Genomic DNA, 20,442 nt, shown 5'->3' on the forward strand with positions numbered 1-20,442 from the left:
AGAAGATGAAAAACATCGTTGAAATGAATCACATTACGAAGACATTTCCTGGCATTATAGCAAATGATGATGTCACGATAAGTTTACGTGAAGGCGAAATTTTAGCTCTTTTAGGGGAAAATGGAGCAGGCAAGTCAACTTTGATGTCGATGCTATTTGGGATGTATCAACCCGATAGTGGAGAAATAATGCTTCATGGAAATAAAGTTGAAATCAAAGACCCTAAAGATGCTACAGACCATCGTATTGGAATGGTTCATCAACATTTCAAATTGGTCCATAACTTTACAGTAACTCAAAATATTGTTTTAGGAGTAGAAACTGTTCAAGGCGTTGTTGTGAAAATGGATAAGGCGCGCGAAGAAATTATTGCATTAAGTCAAAAATATAATTTAAATGTTGATCCGGATGCAAAGATAGAAGATATTTCTGTAGGAATGCAACAACGCGTTGAGATTCTTAAATTACTCTACAGACAAAACGAAGTTTTGATTTTTGATGAACCAACCGCTGTTTTAACGCCGCAAGAAATTGATGAATTATTGGAAATTATGATACAACTACAAAATGAAGGAAAATCAATTATCTTTATTACTCATAAATTAAACGAGATTAAAAAGATTGCTGATCGTGTTTCAGTGTTACGAAAGGGTGTTATGGTTGGAACCCATCATGTCGCGGATTTAACCATTGATGAAATGTCAGAATTAATGGTCGGTCGGAAAATTGATTTAAACATTCATAAAAAACCAGCTGAGTTAGGTGAAACTGTTCTTGATGTTGAAGGTTTAACGGTTGCATCAAATCATGGAAATAGCCACGCGGTGAAAGGTATTAATTTCAAAGTTCAACAAGGGGAAATTGTGAGTATTGCCGGAGTTGAGGGCAATGGACAACGTGAACTTATTCATGCTTTAGCGGGCATGATGCCAACTGTTTCAGGGACAATCAATCTCCTTGGTAACGATGTCAGTCATAAAAGCATTCGTTATCGAAATACCCATGGAATGTCGCATATCCCAGAAGACAGGCATCGTGATGGACTTGTACTAGATTACCGTTTAGATGACAATTTAGTTTTGAAAAAATACTTTGAAAAGGAATTTAACGAAAAAGGATTTATTAAATTCAATAAGGTCAACCAATACGGTGATTATTTAATTGAAAAATTTGATATTCGTAGTTCCGAAGGAATTAAAACCAAGGTTAGAAGTATGTCAGGAGGAAACCAGCAAAAGGCAATTCTAGCTCGAGAAATTGATTTAGGACAGGATCTACTTATGGCAGTTCAACCAACACGAGGACTCGATGTCGGTGCAATTTCCACAATTCATCATTTAATAGTCGAACAAAGAGATCAAGGGAAAGCGGTCCTTTTAGTTTCATATGAATTATCAGAGATTATGAACTTAAGTGATCGTATCTTGGTCATCCATGATGGCGAACTTGTCGGGGAATTTAAACCAGAAGAGATTACTCAACAAGAATTGGGTCTCTATATGGCAGGTGCGAAAAGAGGTGTTGTAAGTGAGTAAAATTAAACAATTAATTAGAAAAGAGTCGAGTCAAAATATTATTGCTTCATTATTGGCGATTGTTGTAGGTTTGCTATTTGGTCTGGTTGTTCTACTTCTAACGAAACCTAGTTTTGCGTTTGAAGGCTTTGCAATGATATTGAGTGGCGGTTTGAATCAAGGGCTTCGAGGTTTTGGTAATGTGCTTTTTCGAGCAATTCCGATTCTTTTTACTGGGTTATCTGTTGGTTTTGCATTCAAGACTGGTCTGTTTAACATTGGAGTAACGGGACAATTTACTGTAGGAGCATTCGCTGCGGTATTTGTTGGAGTCAATATGAGTCATCTTGGTGCGATGGGATGGGTTGTTGGTCTAATTGCCGCAACAATCGCCGGAATGCTGTGGGGTGGTTTTGTTGGTTTGCTTAAAGCCTATCGAAATGTTAATGAGGTTATATCATCGATTATGATGAATTATATTGGCATGTTTCTTGTTAACTATTTGATTGTGAATACTGCATATGATGAGGCAGTAGCACGAACACTGCCACCAAAATATGCCTATATACCAATAGGGGGCATGGATAAATTATTCCCTAGATCATCATTAAATATAGGAATCATAATTGCGGTGATTGTAGCAATCCTTATTTATATCATTTTAAATAAGACAACCTTTGGGTATGAACTGCGGGCTGTTGGATTGAACAGACATGCAGGTAAATATGCAGGAATTAATGAGAAAAAAGCAATAATATCCTCCATGTTGATTGCAGGGGCCTTAGCTGGACTTGGTGGCGGTCTTTTGTATTTGTCAGATGTAGGGAAATATATGTCAACTCAAAATGTTTTGTTAGGGGAAGGATTTGATGGAATATCCGTTGCTTTACTTGCACAAAGTAATCCTATTGGAATTATATTTTCTTCTCTATTTATTTCACATATAAGTTATGGTGGAAATAATTTACAGGTTTTTGGAATGGAACCTGAAATTATCCAAGTCATTACGGCAGCAATAATATATATGTCAGCTTTATCATTGCTATTAAGAAAATTAATAGAATGGATTCTTAAAAAAACGAATAAGAAAGGGGAGAAATCAATATGACTCTAAATATTTTGTTTCATATATTCCAACAAATGCTTTATATAGCAATTCCTCTTTTAATTGTTGCTTTGGGAGGGCTTTTCTCAGAGCGTGGTGGAGTTGTTAATATTGCCCTTGAGGGAATCATGGTGTTTGGACAATTCTTTGGTGTATTAACAATGTTCTTACTGCAAGATACTCTAAGTGGGCAGCCATTATATTTTGTTGCGATGTTGGTTGCTTCTTTGGCGGGAATGGTTATTTCGATTGTTCATGCCTATGCATCAATCAATATGAATGCGGACCAAACTATTTCAGGGACTGCGATTAATATGTTTGCACCGGCATTTACAGTCTTTGTTGCAAGATTGTTTTATAGTGTCAAAGAAATCCCTTTTAAAAATACTTTTTTGATTCGTAAGATTCCTGTGTTAGGAGATATCCCTATTATTGGTCCAATGTTTTTCCAACGAGTTTATCTCTCTACTTTTGTTGGCTTAGGAATTTTGGTAGCTGCAATTTTTGTAATCTATAAAACGCGTTTTGGACTACGTCTTAGGGCGGCTGGTGAAAATCCACAGGCTCTTGATGCGGCTGGAGTTAATGTTTATAAAATTAGATGGATCGGTGTGTTAATCTCTGGGGCTTTGGCAGGACTTGGTGGCATTATGATTCTAGTTCCAATTAGCATTGCGTTTTCTGGAACAGCGAACGGATATGGTTTCTTGGCACTTGCTATTTTGATATTTGGTCAATGGAAGCCGTTGAATCTGTTATTCACATCATTATTCTTTGCGTTTGCATTAACCATCGCGAATACATATTCAGTAATTCCTGTTTTAGTAAAATTAGGAATTCCTGATCAATTCTTTAAAATGTTGCCTTACATTGCAACTCTTGTTGTTTTAGTCTTTACATCCAAAAAGACGGTTGCACCACGAGCAGCAGGTAAACCTTATGATAAGGGACAACGATAATAAAATAAAACCAACGATCATAAACGATTGTTGGTCTTTTTTTATCTTAATCTTGGCCCAAGTCATGAAGTAAACTTAGTTTTAAATCATAAAGTTCTTGTGATAAATCAACATAGTATTGATGAGGGTAGTGAAGTCGTTTGACTTCTTCCCATATGGAATCCATTTCTTTCTTTGAATAATCACTGACTTCGGCGAGGGTAGGTGTTTCATAAACAGCTTCTCCCTTGATGAATATTGGAACTTGTAATTCTCTCACACGATAATTTGTGAGAGTTTTTCGTTTCCATGGTGCGTTTGATGAAAAAATTGTAATTTCGTCTTCTGGAATAATTTCATGAGCTAAAGCAATATAATCGGCTAAGGCTTTGTTTGTGTCCTTGTCATAGAAGCGATAGAGTCGTTTGTAGGATGGGTTGGTGATTTTCTCAATGTTATCACTAACTTTAATTTTTGGTGTAATGATACCGTCATGTTCTTGGGCAACAAGTTTGTAAACTCCTCCTAGAACAGGATCTGATTTGGAGGTGATGAGATTTTCACCGACTCCAAATTGATCGATTGCAGCTCCTTGGTAAATTAAATCATCGATGAGATGTTCATCTAATGAATTAGAAGCCATGATTTTACAATCCTTTAATCCAGCTTCATCAAGCATTTTTCGTGCTTCTTTGGATAAGTAAGCTAAGTCACCTGAATCTAATCGAATTGCTTTTAAACGGTGTCCGTTGGGAATGAGAAACTCTTTCGCGATTTTAATTGCGTTTGGAACACCTGACTTTAAGGTATCGTATGTATCGACCAGCAAAACAGAATTATCGGGGTTGTGTTTACAGAATGCTTGGAAGGCTTCGTATTCACTGTCGTGGAGTTGTATGTAGGAGTGAGCCATTGTACCAGACACTTGAGCCCCATATTTTTCGCCTGTTAGGGTATGAGATGTTCCATAACAACCGGCAATGATAGCAGCTCTTGCGCCATCTAAGGAAGCATCGTAGCCATGAGCACGACGTGCACCGAATTCTAAAACAGCACGGCCTCTAGCGGCATTCACGATACGACTTGCTTTACTTGTAACAAGTGTCGAATAGTTAACCGATAACAAAATAAGTGTTTCGACTAATTGAGCTTCAATTACAGTCCCTTTGACTGTAATAAGGGGTTCATGAGGAAAGACAACTGTGCCATCGGGAACAGCCCAGACATCTAAGTTTAAGGTCATGTTGAGTAAATAATCTAAAAAATCTTCATCGTCAAACCCTTGAGTTCTCAAGTAATCGATGTGCTTTTGCTCGAATTTAAAAAGTTTTAAGGATTCAATCATTTTTTCTAAACCGTTGAAAATTAAATACCCCCCTTGATTGGGTACTTTACGGGTAAACATATCAAAATAGACAATTTCTTCATGTCTATTTTCTTTAAAATAAGTATACGCCATCGTAAATTCATAAAGGTCTGTTAAAAAAACTAAATCATTTGTTTTTATCATTTTATCATTCTTTCTATTTTTAATTGTATGATGTACAATAGTATCACTTGATATTATATCACAATAAAGGTGGAGGTACATAATGCAACAACATGAATCAATTAACGTACAATGGATTGAGGATGAGAAATTTAATGACACACTCATCAACCTTAGACTCGCCATTCCAATGAAAGAAAAAGATCGGACAATGGTTAATTTACTCAGTAAAATGATGGGTGATCGTCTTGAAAACACAAAAACGAAAGAAGCAATGACACGTCGTTTAGATTATCTTTATGGTTTCAAGGTGAGATCAAGTACCTATGTTTTGGGGAAATATCTAATCTTGGATTTGCAAGGCTATGGGATTAGTCAACAATTTGTGGATGAGCCTTTATTGGAAAAACAAATTAAAATGCTTGTTGATATGCTAACTCAACCTTTATTAACTCATGAGTTACTCAATGAGGCAAAAAAGAAATTAATCATTCAACACCAACGACTTAAAGAAAATCATGCACGCCAAGCGGTTCAAAATGCCCTTGCTCATGCTGGAAAAGGTCAAGTTTTTTCTCTTTCAAGTATGGGTGATCTCAGTGATTTGGATTCGATTGACTTAGAAGAAATTAAAGAATTTCATCAAACAATGCTGAAAAATCATGCGAAAGTATTGACGATTGTTGGGAATGTTGAGCCGTTTGATTTAAGTGATTTGTTGGCAGGTTTAGGTACCAGTTCATTAGTGCCATCTTATCAACCAACTAAAATAGAACCATTAAAAATTGAAGAAACTCATAGTGGTTCGCAAACAGAGCTTATTTTACTGTATGAAGTTGATATCATTCCTAATTCAAAAGAATCAGTTGCAATGATGTTATATACCTCACAACTTGGGCAATTACCCACATCACTTCTCTTTCAAGAGTTGCGTGAAAAACACAGTTTATGCTATTCGATTTATGCCAATCGTTATGTCTTTGATGGTGTCTTAATGATTCATACTGGCATTGACCAGAAAAATATCGACCAAGCGCTAACTTTAATTGATGTCCAAATTGAAACGATGAAAAATGGCATTGAGAATCTTGAAGGATTGAAACAAACAATTATCACTCAATTGAACGGTAACACTGAAGAATTACAATCCCAAAGTGTGCGTGAATTCACAGGGCTTTTGAAAAATGAAGACCAAAGCATTGATGAATTGATAACAATTATTGAATCCATTGAAAATGACGATATCATTGCGGTAGCTAACAAAATAAACAATCCATTTATCTATATCTATAAAGGAGGTCACGATGAAGAAAATTAACAATGAATTTAATGAAGATATCTATCGTTTTCAAACTGATTCAGGACTGGATGTCATTTATCTTCACCGAGAAGGGTTTAAAAAATCAACAGGGGTTTTAGCGGTCCCTTTTGGAGCCATTCACTTGAATCAATCTCTTGATGGAAAACAAGTTAATCATCCTTCAGGGATTGCTCATTTTTTAGAGCATAAACTATTTGAAGATGAAGGCATTGATGTGTTTCAAATCTTTACAGACCTAGGAGCAAGCTCAAATGCTTTCACATCCTATGATTACACGATGTATTATTTTACACAAAATCACAAGTTACTAGAGAGTCTCGACGTATTATTAAAATTTGTCCGTCAATTTTCTATTTCCAACGCCAGTGTTGAAAAAGAAAAACCGATTATTGTCGAAGAAATCAAAATGTATGAGCAAATGCCTGATATGAAGTTGTTGATGGAAACGTATCGGAATGTTTTTCATACATATCCTTTTATTTATGATATTGCCGGAACAAAGGAGTCAGTCAATGCGAGTACATTGGATGATTTAGATACGGCGTTTGCATTGAATTATCATGATTCACGATTATTACTGGTGGTCATCGGACCTGAGGATCCGATGTTAATTAAGGAATTAGTCGATAAGCATCCTCAAAACTCGACCTCTGAGTTAGGGGTGGTTGAAAACATTGGCGTGAACGAACCTTTAACCGTAGTTCATAAAGAACGACACATTGAAGGGGATATTGCAATGGAAAAGATGTCTTACGCATTTAAATTTGCTTATGAAGGACAAGACAAGATGAAGGATCAATTTTTAATTCGTCGAATCCTAGACATGAATTTTTCAGAATTGAACCCTGATTATCAAAAATGGCTTGATGATGACATCATCACTGATTTTTTCTCATACGATGTTGACTTACGTGAAAATTTCGGAGTGGTTTATTTCTTTAATCAGTCAGATAAACAGGAAGAGTTTAAGTCTTTAATTTTTAAAATGATGAACAATTTGATTATTGATGCTGATCTTTTCGAACAAATTATGAAACGTAGTTATGGAGAAATTATTTTATCACTGTCTCAGTTTGATCGTTTAGCGTTCTCAATTGCTCAAGCAGAGTTTAATAACCAAGACTATTTCGAATCTGTGGCAAATCTTAGAAGGCTTACACTCGATGATGTTTTGACGATAAAATCAGTCCTTCAAGATTTTGATGATAGTTTCTTATTGATGAAAGGACAAGCCTAAAAACAAGTGTATCTAATAAAGATGCACTTTTTCCTTGTCAAAAAGGAAACTTGGGTTCATGATATTAGTAGGGGGTGTAAGTGTGAATCACGTAACTATCTATGGGAAAGTCATGTTGGTTTCCAATGATAATTGTAGTCAAACAGGTCGATATGATACATATATTACCGTTGAAAGTGATAACAATATTCTTAATCCATTTAGTAAACATGAGACAATTAAACTCAGAGTTTATTTATGGAAAGGCTTAAAGTCACTGGTTACAAATGCAAATGTGGTTGGATCATATGCTTTAATTCAAGGCAGAATTGACGTATCGAAGGGTGAAAATATTATCCTTGCCGAACAATTTAAACTAATCTAGAAAAGCGCTACTCAAGTAGCGCTTTCTTTAGTATAATAAACATAGGTGAGAAAATGAAAAACTATTTAGAAATGTGTCAATATGTCTTAGACCATGGTCAAGATAAAGATGATCGAACTGGAACAGGAACCATTAGTACCTTTGGATATCAACTTCGTTTTAATTTAGAAGAAGGATTTCCGCTTTTAACAACTAAAAAAGTTTACTTTCCAGCAGTCGCAAAAGAGCTGCTTTGGTTTATAAGCGGAGATACTAACATTCGTCCTTTAGTTCTTAATAATGTTAGAATATGGAATGAATGGCCTTATCAAACGTATCAGAAAAGCACGGATTATAAAGGCGAAACACTGGACGAATTTGTTGAGAAAATTAAGAATGATGAAGTGTTTGCTTTGAAACATGGTGATCTTGGTCCGGTTTATGGTAAACAATGGCGTGATTTTAATGGGGTGGATCAATTGCAAGAGGTTATTGATCAAATTAAATCCAATCCTTATTCACGTCGTCATATTGTGAGCGCTTGGAATCCTGTTGATGTGCCCAATATGGCATTACCACCATGTCATGCGTTTATGCAATTCTATGTTAGTCCTGATAATAAACTGAGTTTGCAGCTCTATCAACGCTCAGCCGATGTGTTTTTAGGCGTTCCGTTTAATATAGCGTCCTATGCTCTTTTAACTCATTTAGTTGCGGATGTCTGTGGTTTAGGGGTTGGTGAATTTGTGCATAGTTTTGGGGATGTTCATATTTACAAGGACCACCTAGAACAAGTTCATGAGCAACTTAGCCGAACATGTTTTGAACTGCCTATTATCAATATCAAAAAAACATATGCTAACATCGAAGATTACCGTTATGAAGATATAGAGTTGATTGATTACAAGTCACACCCGACGATTAAAGCGAAGGTCAGTGTGTAATGTTTAAAATAATTGTGGCTGTCAATAAAAAGAATGTCATTGGGAAAGATGGCAGTATGCCTTGGCATAATCCTGAAGATTTAAGTCATTTTAGAAAAACGACCTTAAATCAAACATTAATTATGGGAAGAAAAACACTTGAAGGTTTGCCTAAAAAACTAGATAAGCGTTCAATTTATGCGGTGAGTAGAAATCCACTTATTGAGAATAGAATTGCTGATATTTCAACGTTTTTAAAAGAACATGAAGATGACGAGCAAGTTTATTATGTTGCAGGGGGTGCGGAAATCTACCGATTAGCGTTACCCTATGTTCAAACAATTATTTTATCGAGAATCAATGATGAAAGTGATGGGGATACATATTTTCCTGCATCGTGGCTTGATGGTTTTAGTTTAGATAAGGTTGTTGAACATGAGACATTTGCGGTTGAATACTATAGTAGAAAGGAAGAGAAAGAATGAACATTGTAGAAATTATTGAAAAAAAACGAGACAATCAAAACTTAAGTTCTGATGAAATACAATTTTGGATTGAGGGGGTCACAGACTCATCAATTCCTGACTATCAAACATCTGCTTTATTAATGGCGATTGTGCTTAATGGTATGACACAAGATGAAACCAATGCCTTAACCAAAAGTATGTTGCATAGCGGTGATATCATTAATTTAGATGATATTGTTGGTAAAAAAGTTGATAAACACTCAACAGGTGGTGTCGGTGATAAAACAACGATGATTCTATCGCCTTTGGTTGCCGCATGTGGTGCAAAGGTTGCTAAGATGAGTGGTCGTGGCCTAGGTCATACAGGTGGGACACTTGATAAACTCGAATCCATTCCAAACTTTAACATTAATCTTGAAAGTCAAGCATTTATTGATCAAGTCAATGATATTAATGTTGCTGTGGTTGGACAAACTGGTAATTTAGTGTACGCAGATAAAGTCTTGTATTCTTTACGAGATGTCACTGGAACGGTTAATGCGATTCCGTTAATCGCATCATCGATTATGTCGAAAAAATTAGCCGGCGGTGCAAACTGTATTTTACTTGATGTAAAATATGGTGAAGGAGCTTTCATGAAAACGGTGGACGAAGCCAAAGAACTGGCCCAATCCATGATCTTAATTGGTGAAAGTATGGATCTAGAAATGAACGCAATGATTAGTAATATGAATCAACCCCTTGGGAAAACAATTGGGAATGCTTTGGAGGTTTACGAAGCTGTCTTAACCTTGAAAAATCAAGGTCCTAAAGAATTGGAAGAACTGTGTTTAATTGCATCGGGTATTATGCTACGCCAAGCAGGACTTGCGACGTCTGATGAGCAGGGTTATGAAATTGCACTTGAAAACTTACGAAATGGCAATGCTTATCGAACATTTTTAGAATGGATCGCAGCTCAAGGTGGCGATGTAACTATGTTTGATGATTTAGATCAATTTATTGAATCCAACCATGCAAAACAAGTGATTGCAAAGCAAGATGGTTTTATTCATGACATCCATGCTCTTGAACTGGGGATGGTATCCATGCATTTAGGTGCTGGACGACAAAAAGTTGAAGATACAATTGATTATAAAGCGGGTATAATTATTCAAAAAGAAATTGGCGACTCAGTAAAAAAGGGCGATGTTTTGTGTGAACTACTAAGCAGTAATCCTATAAAAATAAAAGAGGTTGACGATGCTGAAGCGTGCTTTATTATAACAAGTGATGAAAGAGAAAAACCACAGCTCATTGCAGATGTGTTATAATTGTTAATTGGGAGATACAAAAAATGAAATTTCAAGTTAGTATTGAGGAGTTTAATGGTCCATTGGACTTAATGTTATACCTTATCAAGGATCAAAAACTTGATCTTTTTGACTTGAATATTGTTGAATTGGCCGATCAATACATTGCCTTTATTAATCAAGCCCAAGATCAAAAATTTGAGGTTGCCACTGAATATCTAAGTGAGTTAGCTGGATTGATTGAATATAAATCAAAAAAATTACTTCCACGTGATAAAAGTGAATTTGATGCGAATGAGGTTGAAGATGAACAAGATCTTGTTCAACGACTCATTGAATATCAACGTTATAAAGAAGTGAGTATTGATTTAGCCCATCGTTTTGAAGAACGAATGCAGAGTTTTTCAAAACCGATTGAAACATCGTTATTTAAAGAAATACAAAGTGATTTGAAGCAACACGTTGTCTTTGAACACAATCCCTACGATTTAATGAAAGCAATGGATAAAGTGCTTAATCGCTATCGGTTAGCCAATCCGCAAGATGTTTCTTTTGAAAAAGTTGAATTATCAGTTGATGATATTATCGATGATTTACGAATAAGATTTACCCCTGATTATACGGTTAGTTTAGACAATCTGTTACTCGACTCGAGAAGTCTTCACCATTTAATTATTACTTTTTTAGCAATCCTTGATTTGTTACGGATGAATGAGATTGCAATGAGTGTCCAAGGGGAGATTGTCTACTTGAAAGGGGTTTTTTAACAGATGAAAAGTATTGCTAAGCTTGAAGGCCTTTTGTTTGCTTTTGGAGACGAAGGCTTGGATGCTGAACAAATTACAAAAGCGCTTGATTTGAATAATGAATCATTTGAACAGTTGATTTTGGATTATCAACAGCATTTAAAAGCAGATGATCGTGGATTAAAACTTGTTGACTATGGTGAAGTTTATAAATTGGTTACGAAACATGAACTTCACGATTTAATTGCAGAGATGATTGAATTTAATAAAACAAGAAACCTATCTCAAGCTGCTTTAGAGACGTTGGCGATTATTGCTTACAAACAACCGATCACACGCCTAGAAATTGAGGATATTAGAGGCGTTAACTCTGATATGATGTGTCGACGATTAGAAGCGATGGACTTAATTAAAGAAACAGGACGTGCTGAAACAGTGGGTCGTCCTAAATTATACGAGGTGACACCTTCCTTTATGGATGTGTTTAAACTCACGACATTAAAAGAATTACCAGAAATTAAACTAGAAATGATGGATGAAAAACATGACCTATTCGAATAAAAATAAAATGAGATTACAAAAATACATAGCACATGCAGGGTACTGCTCACGACGTAAAGCTGAAGAATTAATTGATCAAGGTAAAGTTAGTGTGAATGGCAACGTTATTAAAGAACAAGGAGTTCAAGTGGGTTCACAGGATGAAGTGAGAATTCATGGACAATTAATAGAGTTAAAGACAGAATTTGTTTATTATTTGATCAACAAACCTAAAGGTGTTTTATCAACCGTAGAAGATGGCTTTGATCGACAAACTGTTGTTGATCATATCAAGACATCCGAACGAGTCTATCCAGTTGGTCGATTAGATAAAGAAACCACAGGAGCACTCATTGTAACCAATGATGGTGAATTTACACATACCATGACACACCCTTCCTTCGATTTAGAAAAACAATACCGAGTTAGTTTGGATGGGATTATTTCGTATGATGTCATCAATGAACTCAAAGAAGGAGTAACCATTGATGGCGTTGAATATCAAGGTGTTGATATAAAGAATGTTAAAAAAGATGAAACTAAAAAACGAACACAGTTAACCATTACGTTATATGAAGGTAAAAACAGACAAATACGAAAAATGTTTGAACATTATAAATTACCAGTTCTAAAATTACACCGTTTTGCTCTTGGGCCTTTGGTCATGGACGACTTAAAAATTGGTCAATACCGTGAGTTAAAACCGTTTGAAATTAAGAAGTTAACATTGGCAGCTAAAGGGTTGTTATAATGCAACAGTTTTTTATTGAGTCGCTGGATGATCCACGCTTGAGTAAAGAACAGATTCATCAGTGTCAAAAAGTTTTGAGAATGAAGCCAGGGGATCGTGTTCGCCTCGTTGATAAGCAAGAACAGGGTCAAGTTGTCGAGTTTAAAGATGATACATACCAAAATTTCGAAGTGATCGAAACCCTGCAATTTCCTAAGAAAAAAATAAACAAAGTATTAATTGCATCACTAATTCGCTCAGAACGGTTAGAATGGCTGATTCAAAAAGCCTGTGAGTTGGGTGTTGATGCCATTTATCTCTATAAGTCTGATCATGGTGTTGTGCGTGATTTTGGCCAACGAACAGATCGCAAATTACAACGATTTAATGAGATTGCGAAAGAAGCGTCTGAACAATCATATCGCGAAAAAGCAGTGCCAGTCATTGGAATTCTTGATAAAGATACGATTACACAAGCAATGCAAAAAGCGAATTTCATCTTAGACATTGGAAAGCATCCGAATCTCTATGATGACTTAACAAAAGAGATGGAAAGCGTTAGTGTATTGATTGGTCCAGAGGGTGGTTTTTCAGATGATGAAAGACATCATTTTTGTGCAATGGGCTTTGAAAGTAAAAGCTTGTTACCAACAATTTTGAGAGCAGAAACAGCTGGTTTGACAGCCGTTACGTACTTATCGTTATTTGAGGTGATAGAATGATTAAGTTGGAAAAGTATCATAAACAAAAATGGTCAAAGAAACAGATTAATGAGTTAATGGTCTTGAATAAACGTTTCAAACTACCGTATAAAAAAACTGAGGTTTTTGATCTTTTATGCTTACAAGTGTTTCAAACTTCCCTTTACAATAAAGAAAAGTTTGAAACAAGTTATGATTTATTCAGGCGCGAACACTTAGATATGTGGGAGAACATGACCTTTAATGAACGGAATTTTTTCATTAGTCAAGACCTAAACAAAACAAAACAATCGTTGAAATCGTTTGAGTTTGAAGGGGCTAGGATTTATATTCCTTTTTTTAATCGTTTAATGAATGTCTTGTATGATCAAGAAACAGCGATTTTAGAGTTACCGCAATTTTTAAAACTGTATGAAAATTTTGAGTCTGAATTAGTACCGATCACCACTTATGGTACCTTGCCATTTAAAGCAAACATGAGTTTTGCGCATTTTGTCTATGAATCAAACGATCAGATTGTTCTGTTTGATTCAACCATTAAAACTTTTTTTAAACTTGATGCCAACCAATCAGTTGAATCGATTCCACTCTTTGTAAAAAGTCAGATTGATGCTGAAAAAATTGATGCGGTTGCGAAAGAGATTGCACAAAACAATCAAGGTGCAGTTTATCAAATCATGCATGATGAAGATTTAATGGCACCACGACTCAAGAAAAAATACTTAAAAATGATGAAAAGAGGAAAGTTATGAAATTAAACCAACTCATAGACAATGAAAGTTCACGTGATATTCAATCTATTATGCTTGATTCTAGAGAAAAACAAGCCAATAGTATTTTCTTTTGTCTTGAAGGCTTAAGTCATGATGCCCATGGTTTTGTTCAACAAGCGATTGAAAATGGTGCGGTTGCGATTGTACACCGACATGATGATATTTATCGGGATGATGCTGTAGTCTATCATCAAGTAAACGATGTGATGAGTACCTTACATGATGTCTCAAATCGTTTTTATGATTATCCTTCACAAAAATTAACGATGATTGGTATAACAGGGACTAATGGTAAAAGTACCGTTATGAAAACCGTTCGTAATATTTTATTGAGGTTTGGTGTCAATGCTGGTTATATTGGAACGATTTCGGTTGAATATGGGGATAAAGTTTTAGCGCCCAGTTTGACCACACCTGATATCGTGGAATTGAATGCTTATCTAAAAGATATGGTTGATAGTGGCGTGAGTGATGTGTGTTTAGAGGTATCCAGTCAAGGCTTAGCCTTGCGCCGTGTTGAAGGGATTGAATTTGATAGTGCAAGTTTTACAAACTTGAGTCATGATCATCTTGATTATCACAAAACAATGGAAGATTACTTTGCGGCAAAGGAAATTCTCTTTGATTCATTGAAAAAAGATGCACCCTTTTACATCAACCAAGACGATCCCTATGGAAAACGATTGTTAAATAAACATGCACAACGATCAGTGACCTATGGACTGCAAGGAGATGCTGATTATCGTGCAAAAGATATCGAACTTTATTCCGATAAGACGGAATTTATCTTAGTTCATAAAGGAATTGAATATCCTGTGGTGACTAATTTCGTTGCGATGTTCAATGTTTATAATTGTTTAAATGTGATTGCAATCCTTCATGGACAAGGGTATGCTCTTGAAAGCATTATTGCACAACTTGTTGACATTGAGCATGTTGATGGTCGTTTAACTCGAATTGAAGAAGGTCAAGACTTTGATGTCTATGTTGATTTTGGTCATGCACCTGATAGCATGGAAAAAGTCTACCAATTTGTTCGTTCGACACTTCCCAAAGAGGGGCGTTTGATCACAGTTTTTGGGGCAGCGGGTGCTCGTGACCATTTAAAAAGACCCATCATGGGAAAAGTGAGCAGTCAAAACTGTGATTGGGTTATTTTAACAGAACATGATAACCGTAACGAAAAAGTTATTGATATTACTCAAGATATTATTTCTGGTATGCCAGAAGATAATTATGAATTTGTACCCATTCGGATCGATGCCATTACAAAGGCATTGTCCATGGCCAAGTCAGGCGATGCGGTTGTATTAATTGGTAAAGGTGAAGAAAAGTTCATTTATCGTGAATTTGGAAAAGAAGAGTGGATGGGCGATGATGAAGCAGCACGTAAGGTGCTTAGGAGGATGAAATGAAAATTAATAAATTAATTGATCATACATTACTAAAACAAGATGCACGTTTAGAGCAAATTCAAGAGCTTTGTAAGGAAGCAATTACTTATGACTTTATGTCGGTTTGCATTAATCCAGGATTTGTTAAAGCGGCAGCAGATGCATTAAAAGGAAGTGGTGTCCTAGTTTGTACAGTGATTGGCTTTCCTTTGGGTGCTAACACTGAGAGTGTTAAAGTGTTTGAAGCACAACAAGCCATCGCTGATGGTGCGGATGAATTAGATATGGTTATCAATGTCAGTGATTTAAAAGATGGCCGTTATGAGACGATTCTTCATGAGATTAAGGCATTGAAACAGGTTGCAGGTGAGAAAACTTTAAAGGTGATCATTGAAACGTGTTTATTAACAGATGATGAGATCGTGAAGGCTTGCGAACTTTCAAAAGAAGCAGGAGCCGATTTTGTTAAAACATCAACTGGTTTTTCTAGCGGTGGGGCAACACCAGAAGATGTCGCGCTAATGAGACAAACTGTCGGTTTAGATATGGGTGTAAAAGCTTCAGGTGGGGTTCGTTCACTTGCAGATTTACAAACGATGGTTGATCGTGGTGCGACACGCATTGGTGCATCATCTGGCGTTGCAATCATGGAAGGATTAAGTTCTAAGGAAGATTATTAATCTTGCGTAGGAAGCGTGTTTACGTTGAAATAGCATTGTGAAAAATAATTGAAGAAATGTTAAATTTTTTCTTGCTATTTAGTCTTACTTTGGTATAATTATAATGCTTGCATCAGAAGGGAGGTTTGTCATGTCGAAAGTCGTATTAAAAGATAACGAAGGTTTAGATGACGCACTACGTCGATTTAAACGCCAAGTATCGCGAAATGGTACCCTTGCTGAGGCTCGCAAAAGAGAGTATTATGTAAAACCAGGCGTCCGTAAAAAATTAAAACAGGAAGCAGCGAGAAAAGCTCGTAATAAAAAACGTCGTTAATCGATTATAACCAACAGAGAGAAATCTCTGTTTTTTTTTATCCAAAATCTTGCATGTTTAATAAATTACGTTATGATTATGAGTAGGTAGGAGGGATGAGTTTGGAAGAGATTATGATTCAACTCAATCAATTAGAAACAAACCTACAAGATTTAGTAGGTGTTAACAATGAAAATTTTTTATATTTAGAAGAAAAGTATGGCGTTGAAATTCGTTACCGAGATAATACCTTGCTGATTAAAGGTGAGCACAACGGTGAGAAAGTCAAATCAGTCATTGAATTAATGGACAAAAGTATGAAGCAATATGGTCGTTTATCAAAAAATGATTTGCCACATTTAGTTGCATCAGTCAACTCAAATCGAGAAGAACGCTATCTAGAAATGATGAGTGATGTTTTAACACGGACATTTTCAGGGAAACCGATTAAAGCAAGGACATTTGGACAGAAAATGTTGATTGATGAAATCAAAAATCATGATCTTTGTTTTGCAATCGGCCCTGCTGGAACAGGAAAAACATTTTTAGCGGTTGCATATGCTGTAGACCTCTTGAAAAAAAATGAAATTAGTAAAATTATTTTAACAAGACCTGCCGTTGAAGCGGGCGAGAATTTAGGTTTTTTACCCGGTGATTTAAAAGAGAAGGTGGATCCATATTTAAGACCGTTATATGACGCATTGGATGACTTGTTGTCACAAGAAAGAACCGAACGATATATTGAAAAGGGAATTATAGAAATTGCTCCTTTAGCCTATATGCGTGGTCGAACACTAGACAATGCCGTTGTAATTTTAGATGAAGCCCAAAATACCACTAAATCACAAATGATGATGTTTTTATCACGCTTAGGTGAGAACTCTAAAATGATTGTGAATGGTGATATTCAACAGATTGACCTACCATATAATCAAGAATCAGGCCTAGTCATTGCAAAAAGATATTTGAAAGATATTAAAGAAATATCATTTGTACAATTATCAACATCAGATATTGTAAGACACCCATTGGTCAGTAAAATATTAAAAGGGTTTGAAAAAGGAGCGATCGAAGATGAGAAAAATTCTAATAATCGAAGATGAGGACGGTATTCGACGTTTACTTCGATATGATCTACGTCAACTAGGGTTTGAAGTCGATTCAGCAAAAGATGGTGCCGAAGCGATTGAGTACGTTAATGAAAACGACTATGATGTGATTGTTATTGATTGGATGTTACCAGTTTATGATGGTATTACACTTGTTGAACGATTTAGAAATGATGGAAATATGGCGATCATTGTGATGTTAACAGCCAAAGATGAAGAAAGTGATATTTTAGAAGCGTTTGAAGCAGGTGTGGATGACTATCTGAGTAAACCCTTTTCTCCTAGAGAATTAACAGCAAGAATCAATGCTCACCTAAAACGTGTTGTGCCCAAAGAAAACAATGACAAGGTTGTCGTTGGAAATGTTGTCTTGTTCCCTCAACAACATAAAGTAGAAGTCGATGAGCTTGAAGTTGAATTAACAAAAAAAGAGTATGATTTGCTTGTGTATTTTATGGATAATTTAAATCTTGTGTTATCAAGAGATCAAATTCTAACTGAAATTTGGAATTTTGATTATGACGGTGATACCCGTATTGTTGATGTGCATGTCTTCAAATTAAGACAAAAATTAAAGTACGCTGATATAAAAATAGACTCGTTAAGGGGGGTTGGCTATGTCGCAAAAGGATAATAAGGTTTTTTATGTCGTTGCCATTATTATTGCAAGCTTAGGTATTTATTTCCAAAACGCCTACATGATTCTTGTGTTGCTTGTCTTTTCAATGGGGTCATGGTTTATGCGTGATTATAAAATAAAATTAGAATTAAAAGATGCGAAACAAGCCTTACACACCAAACGCAAGGAAGCTGACGGATTGGTAGAGGATGCCTCAAGCAAATTAACGCAACTCATCGATGCGATCCCATCACCACTTGTGTATATTAATCAACGCGGTGATTTTGAGGTTATTAACGTTTATTTTAAACAAATGATTGAAGTCATGCCTGATAATGTTTATGATGTTTCAATTGATTCGCCGCTACGTCAAATAATGTTGGATGCATTTTTAAATGAAAAACAATTTATTCGTCAATTTAGTTATCATGGTCAAGATTTTCAAGTTCATTCAATTCCAATCATCAACGATAACCGTTATACAGGTTGCATGCTCATTTTCCAAGATGTGACACGAGTGACTGAAGGCGAAAAAATGCAAAAACGCTTTATTGCAGATGCAAGTCATGAACTTAGAACACCCATTGCTTCTATTAAAGGCATGGCCGAAATTCTCAACCGTCCAGGGTTTAATGATCCTGAAACATTGAAAGAATTCTTGGAGCAAATTGAAAAAGAAACCGGACGTCTTGATCTTATTGTCAAAGACCTCTTATTACAATCAAGATTAAAAGCAAATAAAGTCTATCTTGAAAAATCAGTCTTTAATCTACGACAATTCTTTGACGGCCTAGTTTATGAACGTCGACAAGAACTTCATCAAGCTAATATTAAAGTGAAAATTAATTGTCCTTCTGATATCACCGTCTTTGCTGATCAGTTTAGGTTGAGTCAAGTGTATTTAAACCTCATTAACAATTCAATTAATTATGCTAAAAACGGAACCATTGAAATTGATTGCAGTAAAAAACGTGATGAAGTCACGATTAGTTTTAGTGATGATGGCAAAGGAATTAAAAAGGAACTCTTACCTCATATTTTTGACAGGTTCTATCGAGGTGAAAGTGATCGTAATCGTGAACAAGGTGGCAGTGGATTAGGTTTAGCAATCTCCAAGTCAATTATTGAAGCGCACAACGGAAGCTTAGAAGTTGATAGTATTTATGGCAAAGGTACAACATTTATAACAAAGTTAACACAGATTTAACATTCTATTATTAGTTTCTTTATTTAAATCTCTTATGATAGCACTACAGAAGGTAAGTTCTGTGTGGAGGAGAATTTAAATGAAGAAACTTTTTTCAAGTTTATTAATCTTAGGTTTACTTGTTGCTTGTTCACCAGCAGGTGGAAGTGGCGATGAAACAATTAAAGTTTATACCCGTGATGGCGCATCAGGGACACGTGAAGCATTTGAATCAATTATTGGTTTAGAAAGTCTTACAGATGAAAGTGCTGAAACAAGTGGTAATGGCGATATGGCCAAACAAGTTGGTGCTAACAAAAATGCAATTGGTTATGTATCATTAACAACTGATTTTGAAGCCAATAACTTAAAAGCACTTCAGTACGAAGGGGTTGAAGCAACGATTGATTCAGTCAATAAATCAGACTATCAACTTGCCCGTCCATTTTCATATGTAACACGTGCTCAAGGAGATTTTGGTAGTCAAGAAAAAGAAGACTTAGTGCTTGCGCTTATCGATTACATTGAAAACTCTAAAGAAGGACGTGAAGTAGTCTTAGCAGCTGGTGGAATTGTTGATGTTGATGCAGGAACACCTTGGGATGAATTAAAGAAAAACCATCCAATCGTTGATCAAGATAATTCAGCAATTGTTATTAAAACTGGCGGATCAACCTCTGTTGAAAAAACACTCAATGAAGCTGTCGCATCATTTATTCCAATGGCAGGAAATTTCAAGTTTGAACCAAATCATACCGGTTCAGGTGATGGGTTTAAGCGAACTTTAGGTAGTGAAAAAGATGGTGCCAATACAATTGATATCGGATTTGCATCTCGAGAATTTAAAGCGGAAGAAACCGTGGATGCTGGATTAAAAACTGGTGTATACAGTAAAGATGCGGTTGTCGTTGTTGCTCATAAAGACAATGAAGCAGTTACTAATTTAACAGCATCACAACTCGTTGATATCTTCGGTGGTAAATTAACCAAATGGTCTGATATTAAATAATGATGATTGAAGCTTAGCTTTTGCTAAGCTT

Annotated in this window: 22 protein-coding genes; 21 read left to right on the forward strand and 1 reads right to left on the reverse strand. The window is 35.8% G+C overall.

What is annotated here, in order from left to right; translation table 11 throughout:
• The first annotated feature begins 5 nt into the window (after positions 1 to 5).
• From GVV10_RS02560 to GVV10_RS02570, 3 genes are read left to right on the forward strand one after another with little or no spacing between them, the layout of a single operon-like run.
• Positions 6 to 1,535, forward strand: coding sequence for an ABC transporter ATP-binding protein (locus tag GVV10_RS02560; RefSeq protein WP_159519292.1), 1,530 nt, complete (start codon positions 6 to 8; stop codon positions 1,533 to 1,535).
• A complete protein-coding gene (locus GVV10_RS02565) occupies positions 1,528 to 2,622 on the forward strand; it encodes an ABC transporter permease (protein WP_201289971.1) in 1,095 nt (364 codons plus the stop codon). The genes GVV10_RS02560 and GVV10_RS02565 overlap by 8 nt, the downstream gene beginning before the upstream one ends.
• Positions 2,619 to 3,578 (forward strand): ABC transporter permease, encoded by a 960-nt coding sequence (locus GVV10_RS02570; protein ID WP_159519294.1) that lies wholly within the window; start codon positions 2,619 to 2,621, stop codon positions 3,576 to 3,578. The genes GVV10_RS02565 and GVV10_RS02570 overlap by 4 nt, the downstream gene beginning before the upstream one ends.
• Before the next feature lie 46 nt (positions 3,579 to 3,624).
• Here GVV10_RS02570 and GVV10_RS02575 read toward each other — a convergent pair whose 3' ends face one another.
• Positions 3,625 to 5,067, reverse strand: a complete 1,443-nt coding sequence (locus GVV10_RS02575) for a nicotinate phosphoribosyltransferase (protein ID WP_159519296.1) — start codon at positions 5,065 to 5,067, stop codon at positions 3,625 to 3,627.
• Between the two features lie 82 nt (positions 5,068 to 5,149).
• Here GVV10_RS02575 and GVV10_RS02580 point away from each other — a divergent pair, with 82 nt between their 5' ends.
• From GVV10_RS02580 to GVV10_RS02665, 18 genes are all read left to right on the forward strand, one after another.
• Positions 5,150 to 6,364: a M16 family metallopeptidase gene (locus tag GVV10_RS02580; protein ID WP_159519298.1), complete on the forward strand. Its 1,215-nt coding sequence runs from the start codon at positions 5,150 to 5,152 to the stop codon at positions 6,362 to 6,364.
• Positions 6,351 to 7,604: an EF-P 5-aminopentanol modification-associated protein YfmH gene (gene yfmH, locus GVV10_RS02585; RefSeq protein WP_159519300.1), complete on the forward strand. Its 1,254-nt coding sequence runs from the start codon at positions 6,351 to 6,353 to the stop codon at positions 7,602 to 7,604. The genes GVV10_RS02580 and yfmH overlap by 14 nt, the downstream gene beginning before the upstream one ends.
• An 82-nt stretch (positions 7,605 to 7,686) precedes the next feature.
• A complete protein-coding gene (locus GVV10_RS02590; RefSeq protein ID WP_159519302.1) occupies positions 7,687 to 7,968 on the forward strand; it encodes a single-stranded DNA-binding protein in 282 nt (93 codons plus the stop codon).
• Between the two features lie 53 nt (positions 7,969 to 8,021).
• Positions 8,022 to 8,891 (forward strand): thymidylate synthase, encoded by an 870-nt coding sequence (locus GVV10_RS02595; protein WP_159519304.1) that lies wholly within the window; start codon positions 8,022 to 8,024, stop codon positions 8,889 to 8,891.
• Positions 8,891 to 9,355, forward strand: coding sequence for a dihydrofolate reductase (locus tag GVV10_RS02600; protein ID WP_159519306.1), 465 nt, complete (start codon positions 8,891 to 8,893; stop codon positions 9,353 to 9,355). The genes GVV10_RS02595 and GVV10_RS02600 overlap by 1 nt, the downstream gene beginning before the upstream one ends.
• Positions 9,352 to 10,650 carry a thymidine phosphorylase gene (locus GVV10_RS02605; RefSeq protein WP_159519308.1) on the forward strand — a complete coding sequence of 433 codons (1,299 nt, stop codon included), beginning with the start codon at positions 9,352 to 9,354 and terminating at the stop codon, positions 10,648 to 10,650. The genes GVV10_RS02600 and GVV10_RS02605 overlap by 4 nt, the downstream gene beginning before the upstream one ends.
• Positions 10,651 to 10,673: 23 nt before the next feature.
• On the forward strand, positions 10,674 to 11,396 hold the full coding sequence (locus tag GVV10_RS02610) for a segregation and condensation protein A (protein ID WP_159519310.1): 723 nt from the start codon (positions 10,674 to 10,676) through the stop codon (positions 11,394 to 11,396).
• A gap of 3 nt (positions 11,397 to 11,399) precedes the next feature.
• A complete protein-coding gene (gene scpB, locus GVV10_RS02615) occupies positions 11,400 to 11,936 on the forward strand; it encodes an SMC-Scp complex subunit ScpB (protein WP_159519312.1) in 537 nt (178 codons plus the stop codon).
• A complete protein-coding gene (locus GVV10_RS02620; protein WP_236261851.1) occupies positions 11,911 to 12,666 on the forward strand; it encodes a pseudouridine synthase in 756 nt (251 codons plus the stop codon). The genes scpB and GVV10_RS02620 overlap by 26 nt, the downstream gene beginning before the upstream one ends.
• Positions 12,666 to 13,367, forward strand: coding sequence for a 16S rRNA (uracil(1498)-N(3))-methyltransferase (locus GVV10_RS02625; RefSeq protein ID WP_159519314.1), 702 nt, complete (start codon positions 12,666 to 12,668; stop codon positions 13,365 to 13,367). Before GVV10_RS02620 ends, GVV10_RS02625 begins: the two co-directional genes overlap by 1 nt.
• Positions 13,364 to 14,098 carry a hypothetical protein gene (locus GVV10_RS02630; RefSeq protein WP_159519316.1) on the forward strand — a complete coding sequence of 245 codons (735 nt, stop codon included), beginning with the start codon at positions 13,364 to 13,366 and terminating at the stop codon, positions 14,096 to 14,098. Before GVV10_RS02625 ends, GVV10_RS02630 begins: the two co-directional genes overlap by 4 nt.
• A complete protein-coding gene (locus GVV10_RS02635; protein WP_159519318.1) occupies positions 14,095 to 15,534 on the forward strand; it encodes a UDP-N-acetylmuramoyl-L-alanyl-D-glutamate--2,6-diaminopimelate ligase in 1,440 nt (479 codons plus the stop codon). The genes GVV10_RS02630 and GVV10_RS02635 overlap by 4 nt, the downstream gene beginning before the upstream one ends.
• Complete coding sequence (deoC, locus tag GVV10_RS02640) at positions 15,531 to 16,193, forward strand: deoxyribose-phosphate aldolase (RefSeq protein ID WP_159519320.1); 663 nt, start codon at positions 15,531 to 15,533, stop codon at positions 16,191 to 16,193. Before GVV10_RS02635 ends, deoC begins: the two co-directional genes overlap by 4 nt.
• A 130-nt stretch (positions 16,194 to 16,323) precedes the next feature.
• The gene (gene rpsU, locus GVV10_RS02645) at positions 16,324 to 16,509 is read left to right on the forward strand and encodes a 30S ribosomal protein S21 (RefSeq protein WP_159519322.1); all 186 of its coding nucleotides are present in this window, start codon (positions 16,324 to 16,326) and stop codon (positions 16,507 to 16,509) included.
• Between the two features lie 95 nt (positions 16,510 to 16,604).
• Complete coding sequence (locus GVV10_RS02650; RefSeq protein ID WP_159519324.1) at positions 16,605 to 17,591, forward strand: PhoH family protein; 987 nt, start codon at positions 16,605 to 16,607, stop codon at positions 17,589 to 17,591.
• Entirely contained in the window at positions 17,563 to 18,231 is a 669-nt protein-coding gene (locus tag GVV10_RS02655) for a response regulator transcription factor (protein WP_159519326.1), read from the forward strand. The genes GVV10_RS02650 and GVV10_RS02655 overlap by 29 nt, the downstream gene beginning before the upstream one ends.
• Positions 18,215 to 19,423, forward strand: coding sequence for a sensor histidine kinase (locus GVV10_RS02660; protein WP_159519328.1), 1,209 nt, complete (start codon positions 18,215 to 18,217; stop codon positions 19,421 to 19,423). The genes GVV10_RS02655 and GVV10_RS02660 overlap by 17 nt, the downstream gene beginning before the upstream one ends.
• A 79-nt stretch (positions 19,424 to 19,502) precedes the next feature.
• Positions 19,503 to 20,411: a substrate-binding domain-containing protein gene (locus GVV10_RS02665; protein ID WP_159519330.1), complete on the forward strand. Its 909-nt coding sequence runs from the start codon at positions 19,503 to 19,505 to the stop codon at positions 20,409 to 20,411.
• The last annotated feature ends 31 nt before the right edge of the window (positions 20,412 to 20,442 follow it).

It is taken from the genome of Erysipelothrix urinaevulpis, from assembly GCF_009828835.1.
In the GTDB taxonomy this organism is placed as follows: domain Bacteria; phylum Bacillota_I; class Bacilli_A; order Erysipelotrichales; family Erysipelotrichaceae; genus Erysipelothrix; species Erysipelothrix urinaevulpis.

What these genes read in the sequence shown, in the direction of transcription:
- GVV10_RS02665 (WP_159519330.1), top strand. Translation starts at nt 19,503, where the DNA reads ATGAAGAAACTTTTTTCAAGTTTATTAATCTTAGGTTTACTTGTTGCT.
- scpB (WP_159519312.1), top strand. Translation starts at nt 11,400, where the DNA reads ATGAAAAGTATTGCTAAGCTTGAAGGCCTTTTGTTTGCTTTTGGAGAC.
- yfmH (WP_159519300.1), top strand. Translation starts at nt 6,351, where the DNA reads ATGAAGAAAATTAACAATGAATTTAATGAAGATATCTATCGTTTTCAA.
- GVV10_RS02635 (WP_159519318.1), top strand. Translation starts at nt 14,095, where the DNA reads ATGAAATTAAACCAACTCATAGACAATGAAAGTTCACGTGATATTCAA.
- GVV10_RS02660 (WP_159519328.1), top strand. Translation starts at nt 18,215, where the DNA reads ATGTCGCAAAAGGATAATAAGGTTTTTTATGTCGTTGCCATTATTATT.
- GVV10_RS02650 (WP_159519324.1), top strand. Translation starts at nt 16,605, where the DNA reads ATGAGTTTGGAAGAGATTATGATTCAACTCAATCAATTAGAAACAAAC.
- GVV10_RS02625 (WP_159519314.1), top strand. Translation starts at nt 12,666, where the DNA reads ATGCAACAGTTTTTTATTGAGTCGCTGGATGATCCACGCTTGAGTAAA.
- GVV10_RS02595 (WP_159519304.1), top strand. Translation starts at nt 8,022, where the DNA reads ATGAAAAACTATTTAGAAATGTGTCAATATGTCTTAGACCATGGTCAA.
- GVV10_RS02630 (WP_159519316.1), top strand. Translation starts at nt 13,364, where the DNA reads ATGATTAAGTTGGAAAAGTATCATAAACAAAAATGGTCAAAGAAACAG.
- GVV10_RS02570 (WP_159519294.1), top strand. Translation starts at nt 2,619, where the DNA reads ATGACTCTAAATATTTTGTTTCATATATTCCAACAAATGCTTTATATA.
- GVV10_RS02610 (WP_159519310.1), top strand. Translation starts at nt 10,674, where the DNA reads ATGAAATTTCAAGTTAGTATTGAGGAGTTTAATGGTCCATTGGACTTA.
- GVV10_RS02655 (WP_159519326.1), top strand. Translation starts at nt 17,563, where the DNA reads ATGAGAAAAATTCTAATAATCGAAGATGAGGACGGTATTCGACGTTTA.
- GVV10_RS02600 (WP_159519306.1), top strand. Translation starts at nt 8,891, where the DNA reads ATGTTTAAAATAATTGTGGCTGTCAATAAAAAGAATGTCATTGGGAAA.
- deoC (WP_159519320.1), top strand. Translation starts at nt 15,531, where the DNA reads ATGAAAATTAATAAATTAATTGATCATACATTACTAAAACAAGATGCA.
- GVV10_RS02605 (WP_159519308.1), top strand. Translation starts at nt 9,352, where the DNA reads ATGAACATTGTAGAAATTATTGAAAAAAAACGAGACAATCAAAACTTA.
- rpsU (WP_159519322.1), top strand. Translation starts at nt 16,324, where the DNA reads ATGTCGAAAGTCGTATTAAAAGATAACGAAGGTTTAGATGACGCACTA.
- GVV10_RS02580 (WP_159519298.1), top strand. Translation starts at nt 5,150, where the DNA reads ATGCAACAACATGAATCAATTAACGTACAATGGATTGAGGATGAGAAA.
- GVV10_RS02575 (WP_159519296.1), bottom strand. Translation starts at nt 5,067, where the DNA reads ATGATAAAAACAAATGATTTAGTTTTTTTAACAGACCTTTATGAATTT.
- GVV10_RS02560 (WP_159519292.1), top strand. Translation starts at nt 6, where the DNA reads ATGAAAAACATCGTTGAAATGAATCACATTACGAAGACATTTCCTGGC.
- GVV10_RS02620 (WP_236261851.1), top strand. Translation starts at nt 11,911, where the DNA reads ATGAAAAACATGACCTATTCGAATAAAAATAAAATGAGATTACAAAAA.